The organism is Tenuifilum sp., from assembly GCF_037481895.1.
GTDB lineage: Bacteria > Bacteroidota > Bacteroidia > Bacteroidales > Tenuifilaceae > Tenuifilum > Tenuifilum osseticum.
The window spans coordinates 1-19,531 of the sequence record NZ_JBBFKU010000029.1 but is presented as its reverse complement, the minus strand read 5'-3'; the positions used below and the strand labels follow the sequence as shown (position 1 = coordinate 19,531).

Sequence of the window (19,531 nt, the reverse complement as noted above, 5' to 3'; positions counted from 1 at the left end):
AAATTGGCTATGCTCGACAGAATAATCGGTTTCTCACTGAGAAATAAATATCTCATACTTATAAGCACCCTAGTGCTTACGGTTATTGGACTCCGAACTGTATCCAATATGGACATTGACGTTTTTCCTGACCTTACAGCGCCTACCGTTGTTGTAATGACCGATGCTCACGGCATGGCAGCGGAGGAGGTTGAGAGGTTAGTAACATTTCCAATTGAGACCGCTGTGAATGGCGCTACCGATGTTAGGCGGGTTAGGTCAGTATCGGCTCAGGGTTTCTCGTTTGTTTGGGTAGAGTTCGATTGGGGGGTAGATGTTTTAAAGGCACGCCAGGTAGTTAGCGAAAAGCTTATTGCGGTTGCCCAACAAATGCCCTTAGGCGTAAACCAACCTATGCTTGCACCACAGAGCAGTGTGATGGGCGAAATCTTTTTCATTAGCCTGCAGGCCGATAGTACAAGTATGATGGAACTTCGAACTATTGCAGAATGGACGGTTAAGCCGCTCATTCTTGCCACTGGTGGAGTTTCGCAGGTTACCATTATTGGTGGCGATTACAAGCAGTACCAGGTGGTGGCAAATCCCACACGCATGCTTCATTTGGGAGTTAGTATGCATGAGCTGGCCAACGCATGCCGATTTATCAGTATGAATTCCAATGGGGTTAACATAAGGGAGTTTGGCAACGAGTATGTAGTCCGAGGAATAGCGCGCACTTCCGATATTGAGCAGCTTGGTCAAACACTGGTTGCTACCCGTAACGGAATGCCTGTAAAGATTAGCGACATAGCTGAAATCCGTATTGCACCTGCTCCTAAAATGGGTTATGCATCTAGCAATGCCTCGCCGGCAATTATTCTATCAATCTCAAAGCAACCCAATATTAATACGCTTGAGGTAACTCGTAAAATAGAGGCTAATCTGGAAAATCTGAAAAAATCGTTACCCCCCGATGTCAAACTTAACACCAAAATATTCCGTCAATCCGATTTTATTGAGCGCTCAGTGGGTAACGTTCAGCAGGCATTAATTGAGGGTGCAATCTTTGTAACCATAATTCTTCTACTTTTCCTGGGTAGTTTTCGGACAACAATAATATCGCTGCTTGCCATACCCATTTCGTTACTTGCCACCTTTGTGGTGATGAAATTGCTCGGTATCAACATAAATACAATGAGTCTTGGCGGAATGGCAATTGCCATTGGTTCGCTGGTTGACGATGCTATAATTGATGTTGAAAATGTTTACAAGCGATTGAGGCAAAATAGGGAGAAACCTGAGCACGAAAGGCAATCGAGCTTTACGGTTGTTTATGAAGCTTCACGTGAGATTAGGGCTTCAATCCTGAATGCAACTTTGATTATTATTGTAGCCTTTGTTCCCTTGTTTTTCTTGAGCGGCATGGAAGGGCGAATGCTTAAACCACTTGGTATTTCATTCATTGTATCGCTTTTTATGTCGTTACTGGTTGCTATGACTCTTACCCCTGTGCTGGCGCGCATGTTGCTAACGGGCGAGAACTACCTCAAACAAAACGAGAACGAGAAATGGTTGGCTGCTAAGCTCAGGGATGGCTATGAAAAGTCGTTGCAATGGGTTCTTTGTAGAAAAAGATTAGTGTTAGGTAGCACCCTGATACTGCTTGTTTTGTCAGTTATACTCTTATTTGGAATGGGGCGTAGCTTCCTTCCGGAGTTTAATGAGGGCTCGCTAACGCTATCGGTGGTTACACCACCGGGCACCTCGCTCGATGAAACCAATAAGGTGGGAAACTACATCGAAAAAATGCTTCTGGCAGTACCCGAGGTTACATCAACAGCTCGCCGAACAGGTAGAGGCGAGCTCGATGAGCATTCGCAGGCAACCAACAGCTCGGAGATAGACGTGAACTTTCAGCTTAAGGAGCGCAGCAACGATGAGTTCCTCGCCGATGTTCGAGCATCGCTTGCCCGCATTCCGGGCATCGCAGTTACTGTTGGGCAGCCTTTAGGGCACCGTATCGACCATATGCTTACTGGTACGCGGGCAAGCATTGCCATTAAGCTCTTTGGCGACGACCTGACTAAACTTTACACCCTAGCCAACCAGATAAAAACCGAGATAGTGGGTATTAACGGTTTGGTTGATGTAAACGTTGAGCAGCAGGTTGAGGTGCCACAAATCCAGATAAGAGCCAACCGGGCACTACTGGCAGAATACGGCATCAGCCTTGAGGAGTTCAATGAGTTTGTTGATATTGTACTTGGGGGCGAAAAACTTGCCGATATTTACGAGGGGCAGCAACGTTTCGATTTAGTGGTTAAGCTTGATTCAACCTATACATCTACCATTGAAGGGATTAAATCGATTCTTATTGACTCGCCTACGCATGGTAAGGTTCCTCTTTACCAGGTTGCCGATGTGATTTCAACTACCGGCCCCAACACAATTAGTCGTGAGAATGTTCAACGTAAGCTGGTTATATCGGCCAACGTAGCAGGGCGCGACCTGCGAGGTGTTGTTAACGATATTCGTAGCAGGGTTGATGAGAGTATCACTTTCCCTGAAGGATATAGAGTTGAGTATGGTGGACAATTCGAGAGCGAGGCCCGTGCATCGCAGACACTCCTTATAGCTTCTCTCATTTCAATTTTAATAATTTTTATGCTCCTTTTCGTAGAATTTCGTAACTTCAGCTTGGCTGGAATAATACTATTGAACCTTCCCTTGGCGCTTATTGGTGGGGTTTTTGCCATATGGCTTACTTCGGGAGTTTTAAGCATTCCGGCAATTATCGGATTTATCTCGCTTTTTGGTATTGCTACACGAAATGGAATACTGTTAATATCTAACTACATTCGTTTTAGAAAAATGGGATTTGATGTTCAGGAGGTGGTAGTTAAGGGTTCGTCGGACCGGCTTAACGCAATTCTTATGACTGCGCTTACTGCAGCCCTTGCTTTAATTCCACTTGCCTTTAAGGGACACCTTTCCGGAAACGAGATTCAAAGCCCAATGGCTAAGGTTATTCTGGGTGGACTTTTAACATCAACATTTCTGAACATATACATTATACCAATTGTTTACACCATGTTTGATAAAAACGAAATTGTAAGTGATTATGATAACCAGGAATAAAGTTAGCTTAGTTTTTGTTGCGCTTGCTTTTGCTGGCATTACAAATGCCCAAATGGCATTTGATAGGGTTTTGCAGCAGGTTGATTCTAACAACCTTATGCTAAAAGCACTAAGGCAAAAGCTTGAAGCCGAAAGGATTGCTACCCGTATAGGGTTATCGCCGGGTAACCCCCAAGCCGAGGTTATTTACCAGTGGGGTAGTCCTATCGATATTGGAAACAAAACCACAATCAGTATTACTCAGCAGTTCGATTTTCCAACTGCATATATTTACAGGGCTAAGCTTGCCAAAGGCCTGTCAAGTGCTTTAGAGAATGAGTATAGGTCAAAGCGCACTGAGATACTTCAAAAAGCTGGTTTGCTTTATGCCGACCTGGTTTACCACAACGCTCTTTTAGTTGAGCTAAATAGGCAACTGAAAAATGCTTTGGTTATTGCCCAATCGCTTAAGCAAAAGTTTGAGGCTGGTGAAATAGGTGTAATTCCATACACCCAGGCAGAGCTTGTTTACCATGAGTTAAATTCAAGAATCACTCAAGTAAAACTTGAGCAGAAAAGCTTAGCCGATGAGCTTGGAGTTTTGAATGGTTCGGTTTCTATAGCTATTGCTGATTCTGTAATTATTGTTCCGGAATTGCCCGATAGTTTTGATTACTGGTTTGGACTTGCTGAATCGCAAAATCCGGAGCTGGCCTACCTAAAAAGCGAAATTGAAAATAGTCGTTTAAAACTTAAACTTTCAAAGGCAGAGGTTTTGCCTACTTTTAACGCTGGTTATGCCAGCGAAAAGGTTGGAGGTGAACGCTTTCAGGGTATTGTTGCAGGTATTTCCATTCCATTATGGGAAAAATCAAATACAGTGAGGTATGCAAGGGCTAATGAGAGGTATATGCAATTACTTACTGACGATTACCTATTCTCATTTAGGCAAAGCTCACAACGACTTTACAATAAGGTTAAAGCATTGCAAGAACTCACAAATAACCTTAGCCAAAACATCAGTAGTTTCGATATTGCTGGTAAGTTATACCTTGCGCTTCAAAAGGGTGAAATATCAATTGTTGATTACTACACAGAGCTAAATAGCTACAACAGTATCAAGGAACGATTGCTTGAAGTGCAACATGAGTGCCTTAAAACTTACATTGAACTTAATAGGTTTGCCTATTGATGTTTCGTATTTGCATGGATTTTGTGTTATAGTTAAAGAGCGCGCATTATTTGATGCGCGTTTTTTTCATTAACCCGAGGATGATGTAGTAGGAGATAACTATCTATTAGCTTCTCAAATCTACACAAATCACATTTAATACTGAAGCTGGTAGGCCTACTAATGGTTGGTAAGTATTGATGGTATAAGCAAATCTTTTTTTGCAACATTTTCTCAAATCTTGCTCATTAAAAATTATTATGAATTATTCCAATAAGTCTTCACTCCACCGATGTATCTTTGTTAAACGAACTCAAAAAAAGGATTGGAATGAAAGCGATACAATTGTTTGCTCTTACCGCGTTTACTTTTGTTGTTTTATCATCTTGCCAAAAGGGTGGAAACACTAGGGTTGATAGCAATGCAGGCATATCATTTGCCGGAAAGAGCTATGAGGTTTTCACAACAGCAAACGATTCGGTTACCCGACTAGCACTAACTTCAAAAGGAGAATTCGATTCGGCTCGTCAACCTTTTGAAACCGAAGTGGCTGTTTTTGTAAATCCAAGTAAACAGTTTCAGGAGATAATTGGTATTGGTGGAGCCATTACCGATGCTGCTGCCGAAACCTTTGCCCGTTTAACACCTGATAATCAGCAGAAGCTACTCGATGCTTACTTTCACCCGGTAAAGGGGATAGGTTACTCATTTATTCGCACCAGTATTCATAGCTGCGATTTCAGCAGCGGTAGCTATACTTACATTGCCGATGGCGATAGCGCACTGGCTACCTTTAGCATAGCGCACGACATGCAGTACAGGATACCTCTCATTAAAAAAGCGATGAAAATATCGGGCAGTACCACTAAACTCCTTGCAAGTCCTTGGAGCCCACCGGCTTTCATGAAGGACAACAATAATATGCTTTACGGTGGTAAGCTTATGCAGCGTTACTACCAGTCGTGGGCTAATTATTTTGTCCGGTTCGTAAAGGAATACGAGAAAGCCGGAATCCCAGTTTGGGGTGTTACTGTTCAGAATGAGCCTATGGCTCGTCAAACGTGGGAGTCGTGCATATTTACTGCCGAAGAGGAGCGCGATTTCCTGAAGCACTACCTTGGTCCCACCTTTTGGAACAATGGACTAAAGGATAAAAAGATAATTGTTTGGGACCACAACCGCGATTTGATGCCTTACCGTGCCGATGTTATATTTTCTGACCCTGAAGCATCGAAATATGCTTGGGGTATTGGCTATCACTGGTATGAGGATTGGTGGGGCGGGAAAAAGATGTACGATAACGTAAGGAATGTTCACGAAAGTTACCCCGAAAAACATATCATTTTCACTGAGGGAACGGTTGAACGATTTGTGCCTGACCATTACAATTACTGGCCAAATGCCGAAAAGTATGCTACATCAATGATTTACGACTTTAATAGTGGCACATCAGGATGGATTGATTGGAATATCCTGCTCGATGAGCAGGGTGGACCTAACCATGCTGGAAATTTTTGCTTTGCTCCCATGCATGGCGACACACGAACAGGTGAGCTTTTTATTACCCCTGCATACTACTACCTTGGCCATTTTTCCAAGTTTATTAGGCCTGGAGCACGGCGAATAAGCACCTCCCCATCGCGCAGCAATTTACTTGCCGCATCGTTCAATAACACCGACGGAAGTATTGTAACGGTTGTACTAAACACCACCGATTTACCAATAAACTATTATCTGATTTGCAATAATGCTATGGCTCAATTGCAAATACCAGCACACGCAATTCAAAGTATCAGGTATTAAATTAAGGAAGAGTAATGCGTTGAGTATTGAATTAATTTTACGATGGTTTAATGGTTATTAAAAGCACTCGCTAGGTACTGGTGGTTTTTACTATTTTTTTGGTAAAGCGATTATAAAATTACAATCCAATTTATAACCGTACGGTTCAATACAATTGAAAAATTCTATCTTTGCTTATCCAAACCTTAAACCATGAGCGAGTCGCTGCTCGATGCACTTATAAAGCTTTTTGCCATACTCGTGAACATTGAGAGTAAATCCGACAGTGGCTTTGCTCTCGATGTCTTGGAAGATTATCTGCATCACGACTTTAGCGATGAGCAGGCTAAAGTATTTATCGATAGATTTACCAACTTTGGGGTAAGCTACCGTAAGGAGTTAGAGGATGTAAGCCTTGACCGCTACACCGAGTCGCCCATGGTTCATGCCATAATTGATTCTATCAACCATGAGTTTGAGCAGCATCAAAAGGTTTGGCTGGTTTTACAGTTGCTGGAATTCCTGGCCGATAGCAGGCTTACCACACCCGATAGACTTGAGTTTGCCCGTAGGGTAGCCAACCAGTTCAATATTAGTGATTTTGAGTTTTCCAACGGCCGCGATTTTATACTAAGCGAGTCGCCCGGCCAAATACCATGGAACCAACAGGTTCTTCTCATAAGTCCTGAACGCGATAACCCTATACCGGAAATTAAACATTTGGTAAATGAGCGACTTCAGGGGCAACTTTACGTACTTAGGATTGCCAGCACCAACACCTTGCTGGTAAAGTATTTTGGGGAGCTGGAACTTTTCATGAATAGCCGAATGCTTAAGCCGGGGAGAACATACCTTTTCGGTCCCGGTGCGGTAATTCGTGGACCACGTATGTCGCCTGTTTACTACAGCAAGGTTGTATCGGTTTTTATTCAAACCCCTGGTAAGCCTTTCGTTTCCATTGTAGCTAAGGATATTGAGTATAAGCACAAGGGGAGTCGGAATGGAGTTTACCCCTTTTCATTCTCAGCCTACTCCGGTCAGCTGGTCGGAATTATGGGCGGAAGTGGCGTGGGTAAGTCAACCCTTATTAACCTGCTCAATGGTAATTTAAAGCCCGTTTCAGGTAAGGTTTATATCAACGGGTACGATGTTCATAATAGCAAGAACGAACTTGAAGGGGTAATTGGTTATGTTCCCCAGGACGATTTACTGGTTGAAGAGCTTACGGTCTTTCAAAATCTTTACTACAACGCCCTTTTCTGTTTCAGCCATCTAAGTAAAAATGAAGTTGTAGAGCTGGTAGATAAAACCCTCGTAGATTTCGACCTGGTTGAGGCACGCGACCTTAAGGTTGGCAACCCGCTCAATAAGTACATAAGCGGAGGGCAGCGCAAGCGCCTTAACATTGCCATGGAGCTAATGCGTGAGCCATCGGTTCTATTTGTCGATGAGCCTACCTCCGGGCTCTCATCGCTCGATGCCGAGCGTATAATGCTAATTTTACGAAAGCAAACATTTAAGGGGAAACTTGTAATTACCAATATCCATCAGCCTTCATCCGATGTCTTTAAGATATTCGATAAGATAATTGTACTTGACCAGGGGGGGAGGCCAATATTCCAGGGTAATCCAATGGATGCCGTGGTTTATTTCAAGCGTATGGCCAATTTTCTAAAACCCGAGGAGAGTGAGTGTATTACCTGTGGAAATGTTAATACCGACATTATTCTTAGGATTGTTGAAGCCCGGGTTGTTAACGAGTATGGCCGCTTAACCCGAAAGCGAAAACGTTCAGCTAAGGAATGGTATGAGCTTTACCTACAAAATATCCAAAGTAAGATTATTGTTGCTGAACCAGCATGCTCTTCACCAATTCCGCCCAATAACTTTAAAATCCCATCGAAACTACAGCAGATGTGGATTTACTTTAGGAGAAATTTACGAAGTAAGCTTGCTAACTCCCAGTTCATGAACATTAGCATTCTGGCTTCGCCAGTATTAGCGATTGTTATCAGTTTCTTCTCCAAGTATATTCATGGAACCCTCAGTAACCCAAATGCTTACATTTTTAGCGAAAACGATAATATTCCCGCGTTCATTTTCATGAGCGTGGTGGCCATGATTTTTTTAGGTCTGACTATTAGTGCTGAGGAGATAATTAACGACCGAAAAGTTCTTTTCCGTGAAAAGTTTCTTAACCTCAGCTATTTCAGCTATATCAACTCAAAACTTGTAGTACTTTCATTTTTTTCAGCATTTCAATCGTTACTATTTGTTCTAATATCAACCTATGTGCTTGAGATTCATGGAATGTTCTGGTCCTACTGGGCCATTCTGTTCTCCACATCATTTTGTGCAAGCATGATAGGACTGAACCTTTCAGCCGCATTAAACTCGGTTGTAGCAATTTACGTAATGATTCCCTTAATCATTGTTCCGCAGCTGATGTTCAGCGGTGTGGTAATCAGCTATAACAAGTTACACAAGAGCCTTTCCGATTCGGAGTATGTTCCAATTATAGGAGATTTAACGCTGAGTCGTTGGCCTTACGAGGCTATTTGTGTACAGCAGTTTAGTAACAATGAGTATAATAAACATTTCTTTTTTATCAATAAAGATATCAGCAATAACAACTACAATGCCACGTTGCTGATTCCTAAGCTAGTGTTATTGCTTCAAGAAGCGCAAACCGATTTGGCTGTTGGCAAGCAAACGCCTCGAACCAGGCAGAGGTTAAGCATTGTGCAGATGGAACTCGAAAGGTTAAAGCACAATTTCCCGATTATTAATTTTACTTACCCTGACACAGGACTCCTGGGCATTAGTAGAGTTACGCCTAGCTATATCGACATAACACTTGCTAAGCTCGATACCCTAAAATCTCACTTCAACTCAAAGTATAGGGCTGGGGTTGAACGGCGCGATGCGCTGGTAAAATCGCTTGAAAAGGAATTGGTTGGTAAAATCACGCTTTTTGAGTTAGGCCGAATGCATCACAATAATGCTTTGGAGGCTTTGGTAACTAATAGAAACGATTTTACCAAGATTGTTGAAGTAGATAACAAGCTTGTTCGCCGCTACGAACCCATATACGCATACCCAACTGCCCGAAATGGAAGAGCACATTTTTATTCCTACTATAAAATTCTAGGCACTTTGCTAATCCCTACATTCTGGTTTAATCTGGTGGTTATCTGGCTAATGTCAGTAATATTCTACCTAACATTACTAAGCGATATGTTCCGCGTGGTTAACCGTTTTGTTGAGCGCTTCCGTTTCCGCAAGCTTACGGCTCGTATTGCAAGGTATTTGCCAACCTAACATTGTTTTTCGCAATGCTGGTATTTAATTGAGACTTGAGCTGTTTCTTGAAGTGGTTTATAATATTTAGGAGCAAATATTATCTGTAAATCTTCATTTTTTGTCCCTCAAAATCCTCTTCTTTCATGGTGTACGAAGCCCGAATAATTGCGTAAGCGCTAAAATATCCCATGGCTCCATTATTTAGGTTAGTAATCGGATTGGCTGGAGGAGGGCTAAATAATGGGAATTGTGGACTTGAGGCCTTCAAGGCTTCGTTTAGGTACTGGTAGTAATCCTGGGTTATGGCGCAAAGCTCTAGGGTTACTTTATCGCCTATCTTGAGAGTATCTTTCTCAGAAATAAAGTAGAAGGCAGCACCCTCTGTATTATTGCCGTTAAAGAACTTATCATCAACTAGTATCAAATTACTGAGGCTGTCGCTGTATAGTATGTCGTTTATTTTTACCCGGAACATGTAATAGTTTCTCATGTTTTGGGGCTCTTTAGCATAACCATTAACTACCCATCCATCCCAGTTCCTGTTGTAGCTTACATTTATTGAATCCAGGTAATTGGTTTGATATCCCTCGAGCAGTGTTGGCATTTGTGTTTGAGCCTGAAACGAAGTAACACCCCCAATATTCACATCTTCAATATGAAGCGTGTATGTTGTCCCCGATTTGCCAAAAACATCCGGGGTTGTGTAGTAGTAGCCGGGGTTATTGGCATCCTCGGTAAGGTCGTAGCGGGTATTGCCTTCCATGATGTAAACCGTGGCATTGGAAACGGGTGGAGGGGGAGTTGGACTATAGAACGGTACCGATTTAATTAGCCTTACGGTGTGGCTCATGGTATCGGTGGTTATATTGCCGTAAACTATAAGCCTGGAATCCGATGAATCTAGTTCAATGTCTATCCGTTCCGTGCATGCAGCTAGTGCTAAGGTCAAAATCCCTATAATGGTCGATATTTTTCTCATAGCTAAAACTTGAAGTTGTAGGTTACTGAGGGTATAATTGGGAATAGGTATGTTTTTTCGGCATAGGTTATGTTCGGATTCTTTTCGTCCTGAACAAAATTTATGGTCCATGCATTATGTCTGTTGTAAAGGTTGTAAACAGAGATATTCCATTCGCTTTTCCATCGCCGGTTAAGACTTTTCTTAGTTTTAATGTTTACGGCAAAGTCGAGCCTGTGGTAGTCCGGGTAGCGTTTGGCATTCCTTTCAGAGTATATGGGTATGGTAATATTATCAATTTCGTATCGTCCGGTTGGCTGGGTGTAGGTTTGACCCGTGGAGTAAATCCAGTTGGCTGAAAGGGTAATTTGCTTATTAAGTCGATAGCTAAGCACAACGGTTGCATTATGGGGCTTATCGTAGGTTGCGCTATAAACCCTTCCCATATTAACTCCCTGTGTTTTGCGAAAGGTTCTGCCGTAAGTATAGCTAACCCATCCTTCCCACTTCCCTAGGTCGATACGTGTGAATAGTTCTAATCCGTAAGAGTATGCTTTGCCCTGCCTGATGTCAGCTTCAAGTTCATCGTTGAGCAGAACATCGGCAAAATCCTTAAAGTCCACAAAATTTTTTACGTTTTTATAATAAACCTCCGCCGATGCCTCTATTTGGTTGTTCAAAAAGTTCCTAAAGTAGCCAAGGGTCCACTGGTCAGCTTGCTGGGGCTTAATATTGGGCGATGCCGGAAACCAAACATCAAGCGGATTTCCACCTTGTGAGTTTGATGCCAGCTGAACATACTGCGTGGTATGCGAGTAGCTGGCTTTTATTGAGCTGCTATCGCTAAGCCTGTAAACTAAGCCCACTCGGGGCTCAGGACTAATATATGTATTATAAATCTCACCCTTTGGATGGGATATTCTGTCGGTAACCTTGTAGTCGGGTGAAAGGACAAGGCTTTGGCCTTTCCCTATGTTCTGAAAGGCTGATATGCGTAAACCTGCTTTAAATGAAATTCTTCCTAGATCAAACTCATTCGATAAGTATATACCATGCTCCAACGTATGCTGTTTGGGGATTTCCCAACGCTGAATAAACGATTGGGAGTTGGTCCCTTTTATCAAACCAGGCATAAATGTTAGGTATGCGCTTGATACGCCAAACCTAAGCTGATATTTTGGACCAATTGCGTAGTTAAAATCAATTTTTGCGCTAACCTCATCCATGTTCGATTCCCACCTAATGGCGTTCGCATCGTTGGTATTAGATTCCAAAAAGTATGTGTAATTACTTGATATCAAAGTAGTATTCATGAAAAGGTTATGCTTGAAAATATGGTTCCACCTTGCCGTAAGCGTTTGGTTACCAAAGCCAAAGCCGTTGATATCGCGGCCAAACATGTCGCGTCCAAAGTACCCGGAAACAAAAATTCGGTTATTGGGATTAAGAGTCAAGTTCAGTTTTGCGTTCAGGTCGTAAAAGTAGAGTGTGCTTTGTTTCAAATCGTCATTATTAAATAGTGGAAAAAATACATCAACATAGGTTCTGCGTCCCGATACCATGAACGAACTCCTATCCTTTAGTATTGGACCTTCAACCGTTAACCGGCTCGAAATGCTTCCTATTCCTCCGGTTACGTTAAAATCCTTGCTGTTGCCTTCCTTCATCTTAATATCGAGCACTGACGATAATCTGCCTCCAAACGAGGCTGGCATATCGCCCTTATAGAGCTTTATATCCTTAATTGCGTCGTTATTGAAAACGGAGAAAAATCCCATTAAATGCGAAGCATTGTAAACGGTTGCCTCATCGAGTATTATCAGGTTCTGATCCGAAGCACCGCCCCGAACGCTAAATCCTGATCCCCCTTCGGCAGTACTTTGGACCCCCGGCAGTAATTGAATAGCTTTAATTACATCAACCTCACCCATTAAGGCAGGTATTTGTTTTACACTTTTCATGTCAAGCTTTACAAGGCTCATTTCGGCTCGTTGAACATTGCTATTCCCTTTCTCCCGGCTAACAACCACCTCCTGGATTTCCTGTGCGTTGGGCGATATCTCAATATCAATCCTACTATCCTTAATGACTTGTAAAGTTATTTCTTGGGTTTTATATCCCAGGTATCCAAATGAGATTGTATGCTCACCTTTTGGAACTGTAATTGTAAAGAACCCGTAACTATTTGTTGCAGTGCCTATATTGATTCCCTTTACTATTACTGTTGCTCCAATGAGAACCTCGCCCGTTTGGGAATCCTTAACGTAACCGCTTACGTTATACTTTACCTGTCCCTTTATGCCTTGGAAGCAAAGGAATGTAATAAAAAGTATGCCAATAATCTTTTTAATCATGGAATAAAAAAAGCTAGGTTTAGCACCTAGCTTTAACAAATACAATGCCATATTAGTTCGATTTTGTAAGAACCCAATTTTCTAGATCCTCGGTTGGGTTAATACCCATTCTAAGTACAGGGGTTTGCTCCTTACTGTTCAGTAGCACTGACTGTAGGGGTATTATCTCATCGAGGTAGCTGCTAAGTTCCTTAAAGGTAATGTTGCCCTTAGTCTCTTTTAGTTTTTTGAGTAGATAATAGGTAAAGAAACCATGGTGCTTATCCTTGAATGGCAGAGCGCTTTGTTCACCCGATACGGCTGATAGTGTAGCAATATTGCCCTGAAGCACGCTTTCAGTGGGGCGAACTTTAACCCCGCGGGCTGCAACTAACTCCTTATTGCGGGCTCCGCCCGAGAAGCATGCATCCAGAAATACGATCACCCTTTTTGTGGGGTATTCTGTTAGCTTGGCATATAAGTCGGCTAGTTTAATTCCATCGCGGGCATTTTGTCCGCTGATGTCAACCGGTATAAGGTATGGTTCGCGGGTAACCTCATCGGGTAAGCCATGCCCTGCATAGTAAACAAATACCTCGGCTTTGCCCTTGGCATTTTTTATTATCAGATTTGTTTTTGCAATGGCCTGATTCATTTGCCCAGCAGTGGCATCGAGCAGAAAGATTATGTTGCTTTCGGGAATCCCTAATACCTTTATGGCGTATTCCTTAAATGCGCTGGCATCGTTTCGGGCAAAATCAACATTAACCTCTCTATTCAGATCAACCTGCTTGCTACTGTAGTCCTCGTTTCCAATTATCAGCGCAAAGCGCAAGGGATACTCCAGGTTATTGTTTGGGATATCAACATCAACATCCGATAATTTTTCAAACATATAACCCTTGGCTTCAGGGGAAGTTACGTAAACCTGTTTAACAACTGTGTCCCTGATTACCACATAACCGGCGGACTCCTTTTGCAGGGTTGCCAAAACATCGTTATTGTAGTAGTATGCACCACCTGAGATAAAATCGACGCCAAAAGCAGGTAGGGCTGCTACGTTTAGAAACAGGTTTAGCCATATTTTACTGCTAACCTCTGCGTTATCGGTATAGGTGTAAGGGACAAAGCCATCCTTACGGAACTCATAGATATACTGGTTGCGCCCGTTTGCTGGTCCTTTCTTTACCTTGCGCTTAACCCAAACCGTACATGGTGTAGTTTTATTGGTGCTTTTACCATTAATGTAAACTTCAGCTCCAATTGGATTTGATGTTAAACTTACCTTTTGCTTTGTTGTGTTAAGTATGGTTGCACAGGCACCCATGGTTAGCATTGCCAGTACAGCTGCAATTCTCAATAAATTGCGTTTCATAGGTTGGTCAGTTTGGTTTGGTAATATTTTACTACAAATTTTATGCAATTACATGGCCAATTTAACTTTAAACACCACTTTTTTTATAAAACCTTCTCCTATCAACGGTGCATGGCAATCGGATGGGAAGAATATTGCGAATTGATTAGGTTTTAGAGTGATAAAACATGTTGGATGGTCGGAGTAAAAGGTTATGTCGTTATCGCTATTATAGGGCTCCTTAATAGCACTACAGGTTTGCCTGTCGCGCCATCCCATTGTTTCTTCGCCCTGCAGGCATATTTGAATATCTATATACTTATCGTGCGATTCTAATGGGGCTTCTCCTGCACTGCGTGCTTTATTAAACGAGGGGATGGCTATGAGGTTTTCCCCGTCGATGTAAATTTTTTCTCCTGGTTTGCTGAAATCTAAAGTAATTAGCGCCTGTTCAACCCGCTCAAAAAGGGGATGAAGGTTTAGGTAGGTACCAAATTCCGATAATGGTGCTACAATCATTATGCATATTTTTTGTAAAATTAGTTTATTTTGACAGTTTGACAATGCAGGGTATAACAGTTTTTACTTGCTATCTTTGTACAAAATTTACCTATGAAGTTGGTTGCCGATAGTCACATCCCCTACCTTAAAGGTGTTTTTGAACCCTTTTTTGATGTTGAGTATTTACCCGGGCATCTTATAAACCGAGAGGTAGTAAAAGATGCCGATGTGCTAATTATTCGAACACGCACTATCTGTAACCAAGATTTACTGCAAGGTTCAAGGGTTAAGTTCATTGCTTCGGCAACCATTGGCTATGATCATATCGATACTCAGTACTGCGATTCAAATGGTATTAGGTGGGTAACCGCTCCCGGTTGCAATGCTGCTGCTGTCCAGCAGTGGGTGGGTGCTGCACTTGTGAAATGGATCAGTTCAAATCACCTTAATCCCAAAACCCTAACCATTGGTATAGTAGGCATTGGAAATGTGGGCAGTAAGGTGGTTGCTCTTGGCAATGCCTTAGGCATGAATGTGGTTTGCTGCGATCCGCCTAGGGCTGAGAGGGAGAATATAACATCTTATGTTGATCTACATGAATTACTAAAGGTGTCCGATATCATCACCTTTCATGTTCCTATAACGCGAGCCGGTAATTACCCTACCTACCATATGTTAAGCAGTAAGAATTTGGCTTTGTGCAAGCCAACAGCATACTTTTTAAATTCATCGCGGGGTGGGGTAGTTGACGAGGTGGCGCTGCATAGCTATTTGGAGCAAAACTCTAATGTAGCTGTTGCTTTAGATGTGTGGGAGAATGAACCTGATTTGAATTTGGAACTTGCTAAGCGATGCCTTGTGGCAACACCGCATATTGCTGGTTACTCGCTGGAGGGAAAGGTTATGGCAACTAAAATGGTAGTTGATGCTGTTAGCCGTTACTTTAACCTTGGCCTAACCCCTTGGTGGCCTACGCCAAATCCACTTACTGAAAAGCAAGTTATCGGCTCAGCTGAAAATATTTTAGATTTAATAGACAAAACGTATCGTATCGAAAGCGATGATATTAGAATTATAGCTAAAGATTTTGAGGATTACAGGAATACATATAACTACCGGCGCGATTTTACCGGTTTCAAAGTATTAAAGATTGAAGAAGATGCTGAAAAGGTTGGTATGCTTGGGTTTGAGTTGGGTTAACCAATCGGCTTAGTAAGGAATTACCCACAGAACACGCTCTTCGTTAATGCATTGATCAATGAGCCTCATGATGTGCCGGTTAACCTGAATAAGCCTTCTAATATATCCTTTCCAGTGCCTTTCGTATTCAGGATCAATTTGTTTTAAAACCTCCAGCAAATCTTTACCTAAAAAAACTTGGCTTAAGTACTGCTGAAATTGCGATACATTCTTAATAACCAAAAGTTGTTCAAGGTTTACAAGAAGTTCATTACGGAGAGGAATGAAACGTCGGGCGTTATACATGGTTGGCGAGATGTAGTCGAATAAATGATGGCTTCGCTCAAAGCATCCTGCAAAGATATTGAACACGTTTGTTTGAAGGTAATACGACTCATCATCGCAACGGATATAGTTTTCAGCGTCGCCTGTAATATTAAACTCCACGAAATCAATGATTTCGTCCTTTTTCAAAAGGCTAATACGCATTTTACTACTAGTGGGTAAGGGCATAAATCATATTTTTCAATTCAAATATACTAACTTTATTCATTTACTCTTAAATTTTTTTTTAACAATTGTTTATTCTGACGTAAACATTCTATTTTAGCAGTATATTAAAAATGTTAAAAGGTGACTGGGACTTTAGTTAACGTAATAGCTGTATTGGCTGGGGGCTCAATAGGTTTGCTTATTGGATCCCGTATGCCCGAAAAGTACAGTAAAGTTTTTTTTCAAGTGGTTGGGCTCTTTACGCTGGTACTGGGCTTATCAATGGCAATTAAAACCAATGAACCCTTACTGGTTGTATTCAGCTTAATTCTGGGTGTGCTATCGGGGACTTTACTCGATTTGCAAAGCAGGCTCGATAACCTATCGAACCGGTTAAAAAATCGATTTAAAATATCAGGAAATCGCTTTTCGGAAGGACTGGTTGTGGCTTTCCTGCTTTACTGCATGGGTTCGTTAACTGTTCTGGGTGCCATTGAGGAGGGTATGGGGGGAACACCCAAACTTTTTTACCTTAAAAGCCTTATGGATGGGTTCTCATCCATTGTGCTAGCATCAACCCTTGGGGTAGGGGTTCTGTTTTCCGCCTTGCCCTTGCTGCTATATCAGGGTTCATTGACATTGATTGCCTCTTTTGCGGCTAGCAGCCTAAGTGGAAGCATGGTAAATGAACTATCGGCTGTAGGCGGTATTCTTTTAGTGGCTTTAGGGTTTAATATACTAGAGATAAAACGTTTCCACGTAATCAATATGCTTCCTGCTTTAATATTCATCGTTATTCTAACTTCACTTTTCGCAAACCATGCATAGCATTTCCCATATCGATAATCTTTCCAAGCTCTTTTCCGAGGTATATGGGCATTCGGCCCTTAACATTGTTCAGCTGCCCGGTTCTGGTTCTGCACGCATCTACTTTAGGATTGAATCACAGCAACTGTCGTGCATTGGAACATTTAACGATGATGTAAAGGAAAACGAAACCTTTTACTACCTCACGGAACATCTACACCATCGCAATATTTCGGTTCCAAGGGTATTGGGTATTTCAAGCTGTAGAAGGTACTACTTACAATCCGATTTGGGTTCATTGTCGTTGTACGATAAAATAACTGATGTTAACAGCGATACTCTTGAAATTCAGAATTTGATTGGGCAAGCAATAAACAACCTTGCCCGGTTCAATATTTTGGGTTTTGATGGTATTGATGAATCAAAGCTATACCCAATTTCGCATTTCGATATCAAATCGGTGATGTGGGATTTGTACTATTTCAAGTACTGCTTCCTTAAGCCTTCAGGGGTTACTTTTAGTGAGGCTGAGTTGGAAAATGTCTTTGGCTATTTAGCAGAAAAGGTGCTCAATGGCGATAATCAATTCCTGCAATTCCGCGATTTTCAATCCCGTAATATTATGATTCTGGCCAACCAACCATACTTCATTGATTATCAGAGCGCCAGAATTGGCTCAGGCCTTTACGATATAGCTTCTTTTCTATACCAGGCAAAGGCTAATTTCAGCGATTCTACTCGGCAGCAGTTTCTAGTGCATTACCTCGATGAGCTGTCCAAATACCGTTCTATTAACAGGAGTGAAATGGTGGCCCAATTTCCTTATATGGCTATCTTTAGAATTTTGCAAACACTTGGGGCTTATGGTTTCAGAGGTCTATTTGAGCGTAAAACCCATTTCATTCAAAGCGTTCCTCTTGCGTTGCATAACCTCAGCAATTTGCTTGCTAATGTTGACGATAGCTGTTTAAGGTATCTCAGTCAGCTTAACAAAGAGCTATTAGGTAGATATCAAGTTGAGCAAAGTGAAGATTTTAACGGACTTACCGTTCAGGTATTTAGTTTTTCTATTAAGAGTGGCTATCCACCACTAAATCCTGAGCATGGAGGAGGTTTTGTATTTGATTGCCGATATTTACCCAATCCTGGCCAACTCGATTTGTACAAGAATCTTACCGGACTCGATAAGCCTGTAATAGACTATCTACTTTCTTTGGGTGAAGTAAATGTTTTTTGCGATAACGCTTTTTCATTAGTTAAGTCGGCAATAGATAAGTATTTGTCCCGAAACTTTAAACATTTATCGGTTGGTTTTGGTTGTACTGGTGGCCAACATCGATCAGTATTTTGTGCAGAGAACCTTGTTAAGCAACTAAAAAGTACTTATGGCGATAGTGGATTAAGAATTTTAGTTAAGCATATCGAACTTGAAAAGCGTTAGCAGAATGCCAAAAAAGAAATGTGCGAAAGGTAAAGCAGGGGTTAAGGTTGAGGGTAAGGACTACACTTGCTTAAAGTGTGGTGCTAGCTCAAATAGCAAGGATAAACTTTGTAAACCTATTAAAAAGTAAGCTTATATGAGAGCAATGATTCTGGCCGCTGGCCTAGGCACCCGATTACTTCCCTTGACAGCCGATAAACCCAAAGCCCTTATTGAGGTTAACGGAAAAACCCTGCTTGAAATATGCATTAACAACCTTATTGGTTTCGGTTTTAATCACATAGTGGTTAATGTTCATCACCACGCACAGCAGATTATTGATTTTTTACGTAATAGCAGTTTTAATGCTCAAATCGATATTTCCGATGAAACTGAAAGATTACTCGACACCGGTGGTGCTCTTGTTCATGCCCGTAATTTTCTCGATCAGGGCGAGCCTTTTCTGGTTCACAATGTCGATATAATCTCAAACATCGATTTACATTACCTATATCAGTATCATCTTAACTCATCTGCGCTTGCCTCGCTAGCTGTAAGTAAAAGAGAGGCTTCCAGGGTATTCCTTTTCAATGAGCAAATGGTACTATCTGGTTGGAGGAACATGGTTACTGGTAAGGTTATTATTACTAATCCTTCCAAAGCCCTTACTGCATATGCATTTTCTGGCATTCATGTTATTTCACCCGAAATATTCAAGCAACTGCCAGCAAAGGGTGAGTTCTCAATTGTTGATGCTTATCTTAAACTATCAAAGGAATTTTTGATTCAGGGTGCCGATTTATCCCATTCCGATGTAATTGACGTGGGTAAGCCTGATACTCTGGAACTTGCATCGCAATTTGTAACAAGAAAGGTTTAACCTGCAGTACTCCCTGCGTCTTTTCAAATGAAATTTTTAAAAATTTTTCTTACTGTCTAACAGAACGTTGCCTGAATTTTTGTCGTTTTTCTTAAAAAAATTTTGAAAATTGATTTGCGTAATTAAAAACGCTTTTCTACTTTTGCACCCGCTTTCGGAGGGGAGCGCGCGCGGGGGCGGAGCAGATGGGGGGAGAAAAAAAAATTTTGGGGTAACCCCTTGCGCGGGACGGAAAAAGTTACTACCTTTGCAGCC

The 19,531-nt window shown here is 41.8% G+C and carries 14 protein-coding genes; 8 read left to right on the top strand and 6 right to left on the bottom strand.

The features are described 5' to 3' along the window. Window positions 1-9 precede the first annotated feature (9 nt). From WHS63_RS09510 to WHS63_RS09495, 4 genes are all read left to right on the top strand, one after another. Entirely contained in the window at window positions 10-3,117 is a 3,108-nt protein-coding gene (locus tag WHS63_RS09510) for an efflux RND transporter permease subunit (RefSeq protein WP_445204905.1), read from the top strand. Beyond that, on the top strand, window positions 3,101-4,288 hold the full coding sequence (locus WHS63_RS09505) for a TolC family protein (protein ID WP_445204904.1): 1,188 nt from the start codon (window positions 3,101-3,103) through the stop codon (window positions 4,286-4,288). The genes WHS63_RS09510 and WHS63_RS09505 overlap by 17 nt, the downstream gene beginning before the upstream one ends. 309 nt (window positions 4,289-4,597) lie before the next feature. After that, complete coding sequence (locus tag WHS63_RS09500; protein ID WP_445204903.1) at window positions 4,598-6,070, top strand: glycoside hydrolase family 30 protein; 1,473 nt, start codon at window positions 4,598-4,600, stop codon at window positions 6,068-6,070. 192 nt (window positions 6,071-6,262) lie between these two features. Further along, the gene (locus WHS63_RS09495) at window positions 6,263-9,370 is read left to right on the top strand and encodes an ATP-binding cassette domain-containing protein (protein ID WP_445204902.1); all 3,108 of its coding nucleotides are present in this window, start codon (window positions 6,263-6,265) and stop codon (window positions 9,368-9,370) included. Between the two features lie 79 nt (window positions 9,371-9,449). On the opposite strand, the gene WHS63_RS09490 is transcribed toward WHS63_RS09495, so the two are convergent. The 4 genes from WHS63_RS09490 to WHS63_RS09475 are packed head-to-tail and all read right to left on the bottom strand — an operon-like array spanning window position 9,450 to window position 14,516. Then, window positions 9,450-10,331 (bottom strand): DUF4249 domain-containing protein, encoded by an 882-nt coding sequence (locus WHS63_RS09490; protein ID WP_445204901.1) that lies wholly within the window; start codon window positions 10,329-10,331, stop codon window positions 9,450-9,452. Between the two features lie 2 nt (window positions 10,332-10,333). Continuing rightward, on the bottom strand, window positions 10,334-12,715 hold the full coding sequence (locus WHS63_RS09485; RefSeq protein ID WP_445204900.1) for a TonB-dependent receptor: 2,382 nt from the start codon (window positions 12,713-12,715) through the stop codon (window positions 10,334-10,336). A gap of 1 nt (window position 12,716) precedes the next feature. Continuing rightward, window positions 12,717-14,018 (bottom strand): caspase family protein, encoded by a 1,302-nt coding sequence (locus WHS63_RS09480; protein WP_445204899.1) that lies wholly within the window; start codon window positions 14,016-14,018, stop codon window positions 12,717-12,719. Between the two features lie 48 nt (window positions 14,019-14,066). Continuing rightward, a complete protein-coding gene (locus WHS63_RS09475; RefSeq protein WP_445204898.1) occupies window positions 14,067-14,516 on the bottom strand; it encodes a YhcH/YjgK/YiaL family protein in 450 nt (149 codons plus the stop codon). Window positions 14,517-14,609: 93 nt separating this feature from the next. Between WHS63_RS09475 and WHS63_RS09470 the strand changes: the two genes are divergently transcribed. Beyond that, complete coding sequence (locus tag WHS63_RS09470; protein WP_445204897.1) at window positions 14,610-15,698, top strand: 4-phosphoerythronate dehydrogenase; 1,089 nt, start codon at window positions 14,610-14,612, stop codon at window positions 15,696-15,698. Window positions 15,699-15,707: 9 nt separating this feature from the next. On the opposite strand, the gene WHS63_RS09465 is transcribed toward WHS63_RS09470, so the two are convergent. After that, window positions 15,708-16,190, bottom strand: coding sequence for a hypothetical protein (locus tag WHS63_RS09465; protein WP_445204896.1), 483 nt, complete (start codon window positions 16,188-16,190; stop codon window positions 15,708-15,710). Window positions 16,191-16,310: 120 nt separating this feature from the next. On the opposite strand from WHS63_RS09465, the gene WHS63_RS09460 reads away from it, so the two are divergent. The 3 genes from WHS63_RS09460 to WHS63_RS09450 all read left to right on the top strand — a co-directional run bounded on the left by WHS63_RS09460 (window position 16,311) and on the right by WHS63_RS09450 (window position 19,276). After that, window positions 16,311-16,997: a DUF554 domain-containing protein gene (locus WHS63_RS09460; protein WP_445204895.1), complete on the top strand. Its 687-nt coding sequence runs from the start codon at window positions 16,311-16,313 to the stop codon at window positions 16,995-16,997. Then, a complete protein-coding gene (locus WHS63_RS09455) occupies window positions 16,990-18,417 on the top strand; it encodes a RapZ C-terminal domain-containing protein (RefSeq protein ID WP_445204894.1) in 1,428 nt (475 codons plus the stop codon). Before WHS63_RS09460 ends, WHS63_RS09455 begins: the two co-directional genes overlap by 8 nt. Before the next feature lie 136 nt (window positions 18,418-18,553). Beyond that, window positions 18,554-19,276 (top strand): nucleotidyltransferase family protein, encoded by a 723-nt coding sequence (locus WHS63_RS09450; RefSeq protein WP_445204893.1) that lies wholly within the window; start codon window positions 18,554-18,556, stop codon window positions 19,274-19,276. Window positions 19,277-19,312: 36 nt separating this feature from the next. On the opposite strand, the gene WHS63_RS09445 is transcribed toward WHS63_RS09450, so the two are convergent. Then, window positions 19,313-19,531 (bottom strand): hypothetical protein (locus WHS63_RS09445; protein WP_445204892.1); only part of this gene is annotated, 219 nt, incomplete at its 5' end.

Coding starts and splice junctions, on each gene's coding strand:
- WHS63_RS09480 (WP_445204899.1), bottom strand. CDS start 14,018: ATGAAACGCAATTTATTGAGAATTGCAGCTGTACTGGCAATGCTAACC.
- WHS63_RS09500 (WP_445204903.1), top strand. CDS start 4,598: ATGAAAGCGATACAATTGTTTGCTCTTACCGCGTTTACTTTTGTTGTT.
- WHS63_RS09505 (WP_445204904.1), top strand. CDS start 3,101: ATGATAACCAGGAATAAAGTTAGCTTAGTTTTTGTTGCGCTTGCTTTT.
- WHS63_RS09510 (WP_445204905.1), top strand. CDS start 10: ATGCTCGACAGAATAATCGGTTTCTCACTGAGAAATAAATATCTCATA.
- WHS63_RS09495 (WP_445204902.1), top strand. CDS start 6,263: ATGAGCGAGTCGCTGCTCGATGCACTTATAAAGCTTTTTGCCATACTC.
- WHS63_RS09465 (WP_445204896.1), bottom strand. CDS start 16,190: ATGCCCTTACCCACTAGTAGTAAAATGCGTATTAGCCTTTTGAAAAAG.
- WHS63_RS09470 (WP_445204897.1), top strand. CDS start 14,610: ATGAAGTTGGTTGCCGATAGTCACATCCCCTACCTTAAAGGTGTTTTT.
- WHS63_RS09475 (WP_445204898.1), bottom strand. CDS start 14,516: ATGATTGTAGCACCATTATCGGAATTTGGTACCTACCTAAACCTTCAT.
- WHS63_RS09450 (WP_445204893.1), top strand. CDS start 18,554: ATGAGAGCAATGATTCTGGCCGCTGGCCTAGGCACCCGATTACTTCCC.
- WHS63_RS09485 (WP_445204900.1), bottom strand. CDS start 12,715: ATGGCATTGTATTTGTTAAAGCTAGGTGCTAAACCTAGCTTTTTTTAT.
- WHS63_RS09490 (WP_445204901.1), bottom strand. CDS start 10,331: ATGAGAAAAATATCGACCATTATAGGGATTTTGACCTTAGCACTAGCT.
- WHS63_RS09455 (WP_445204894.1), top strand. CDS start 16,990: ATGCATAGCATTTCCCATATCGATAATCTTTCCAAGCTCTTTTCCGAG.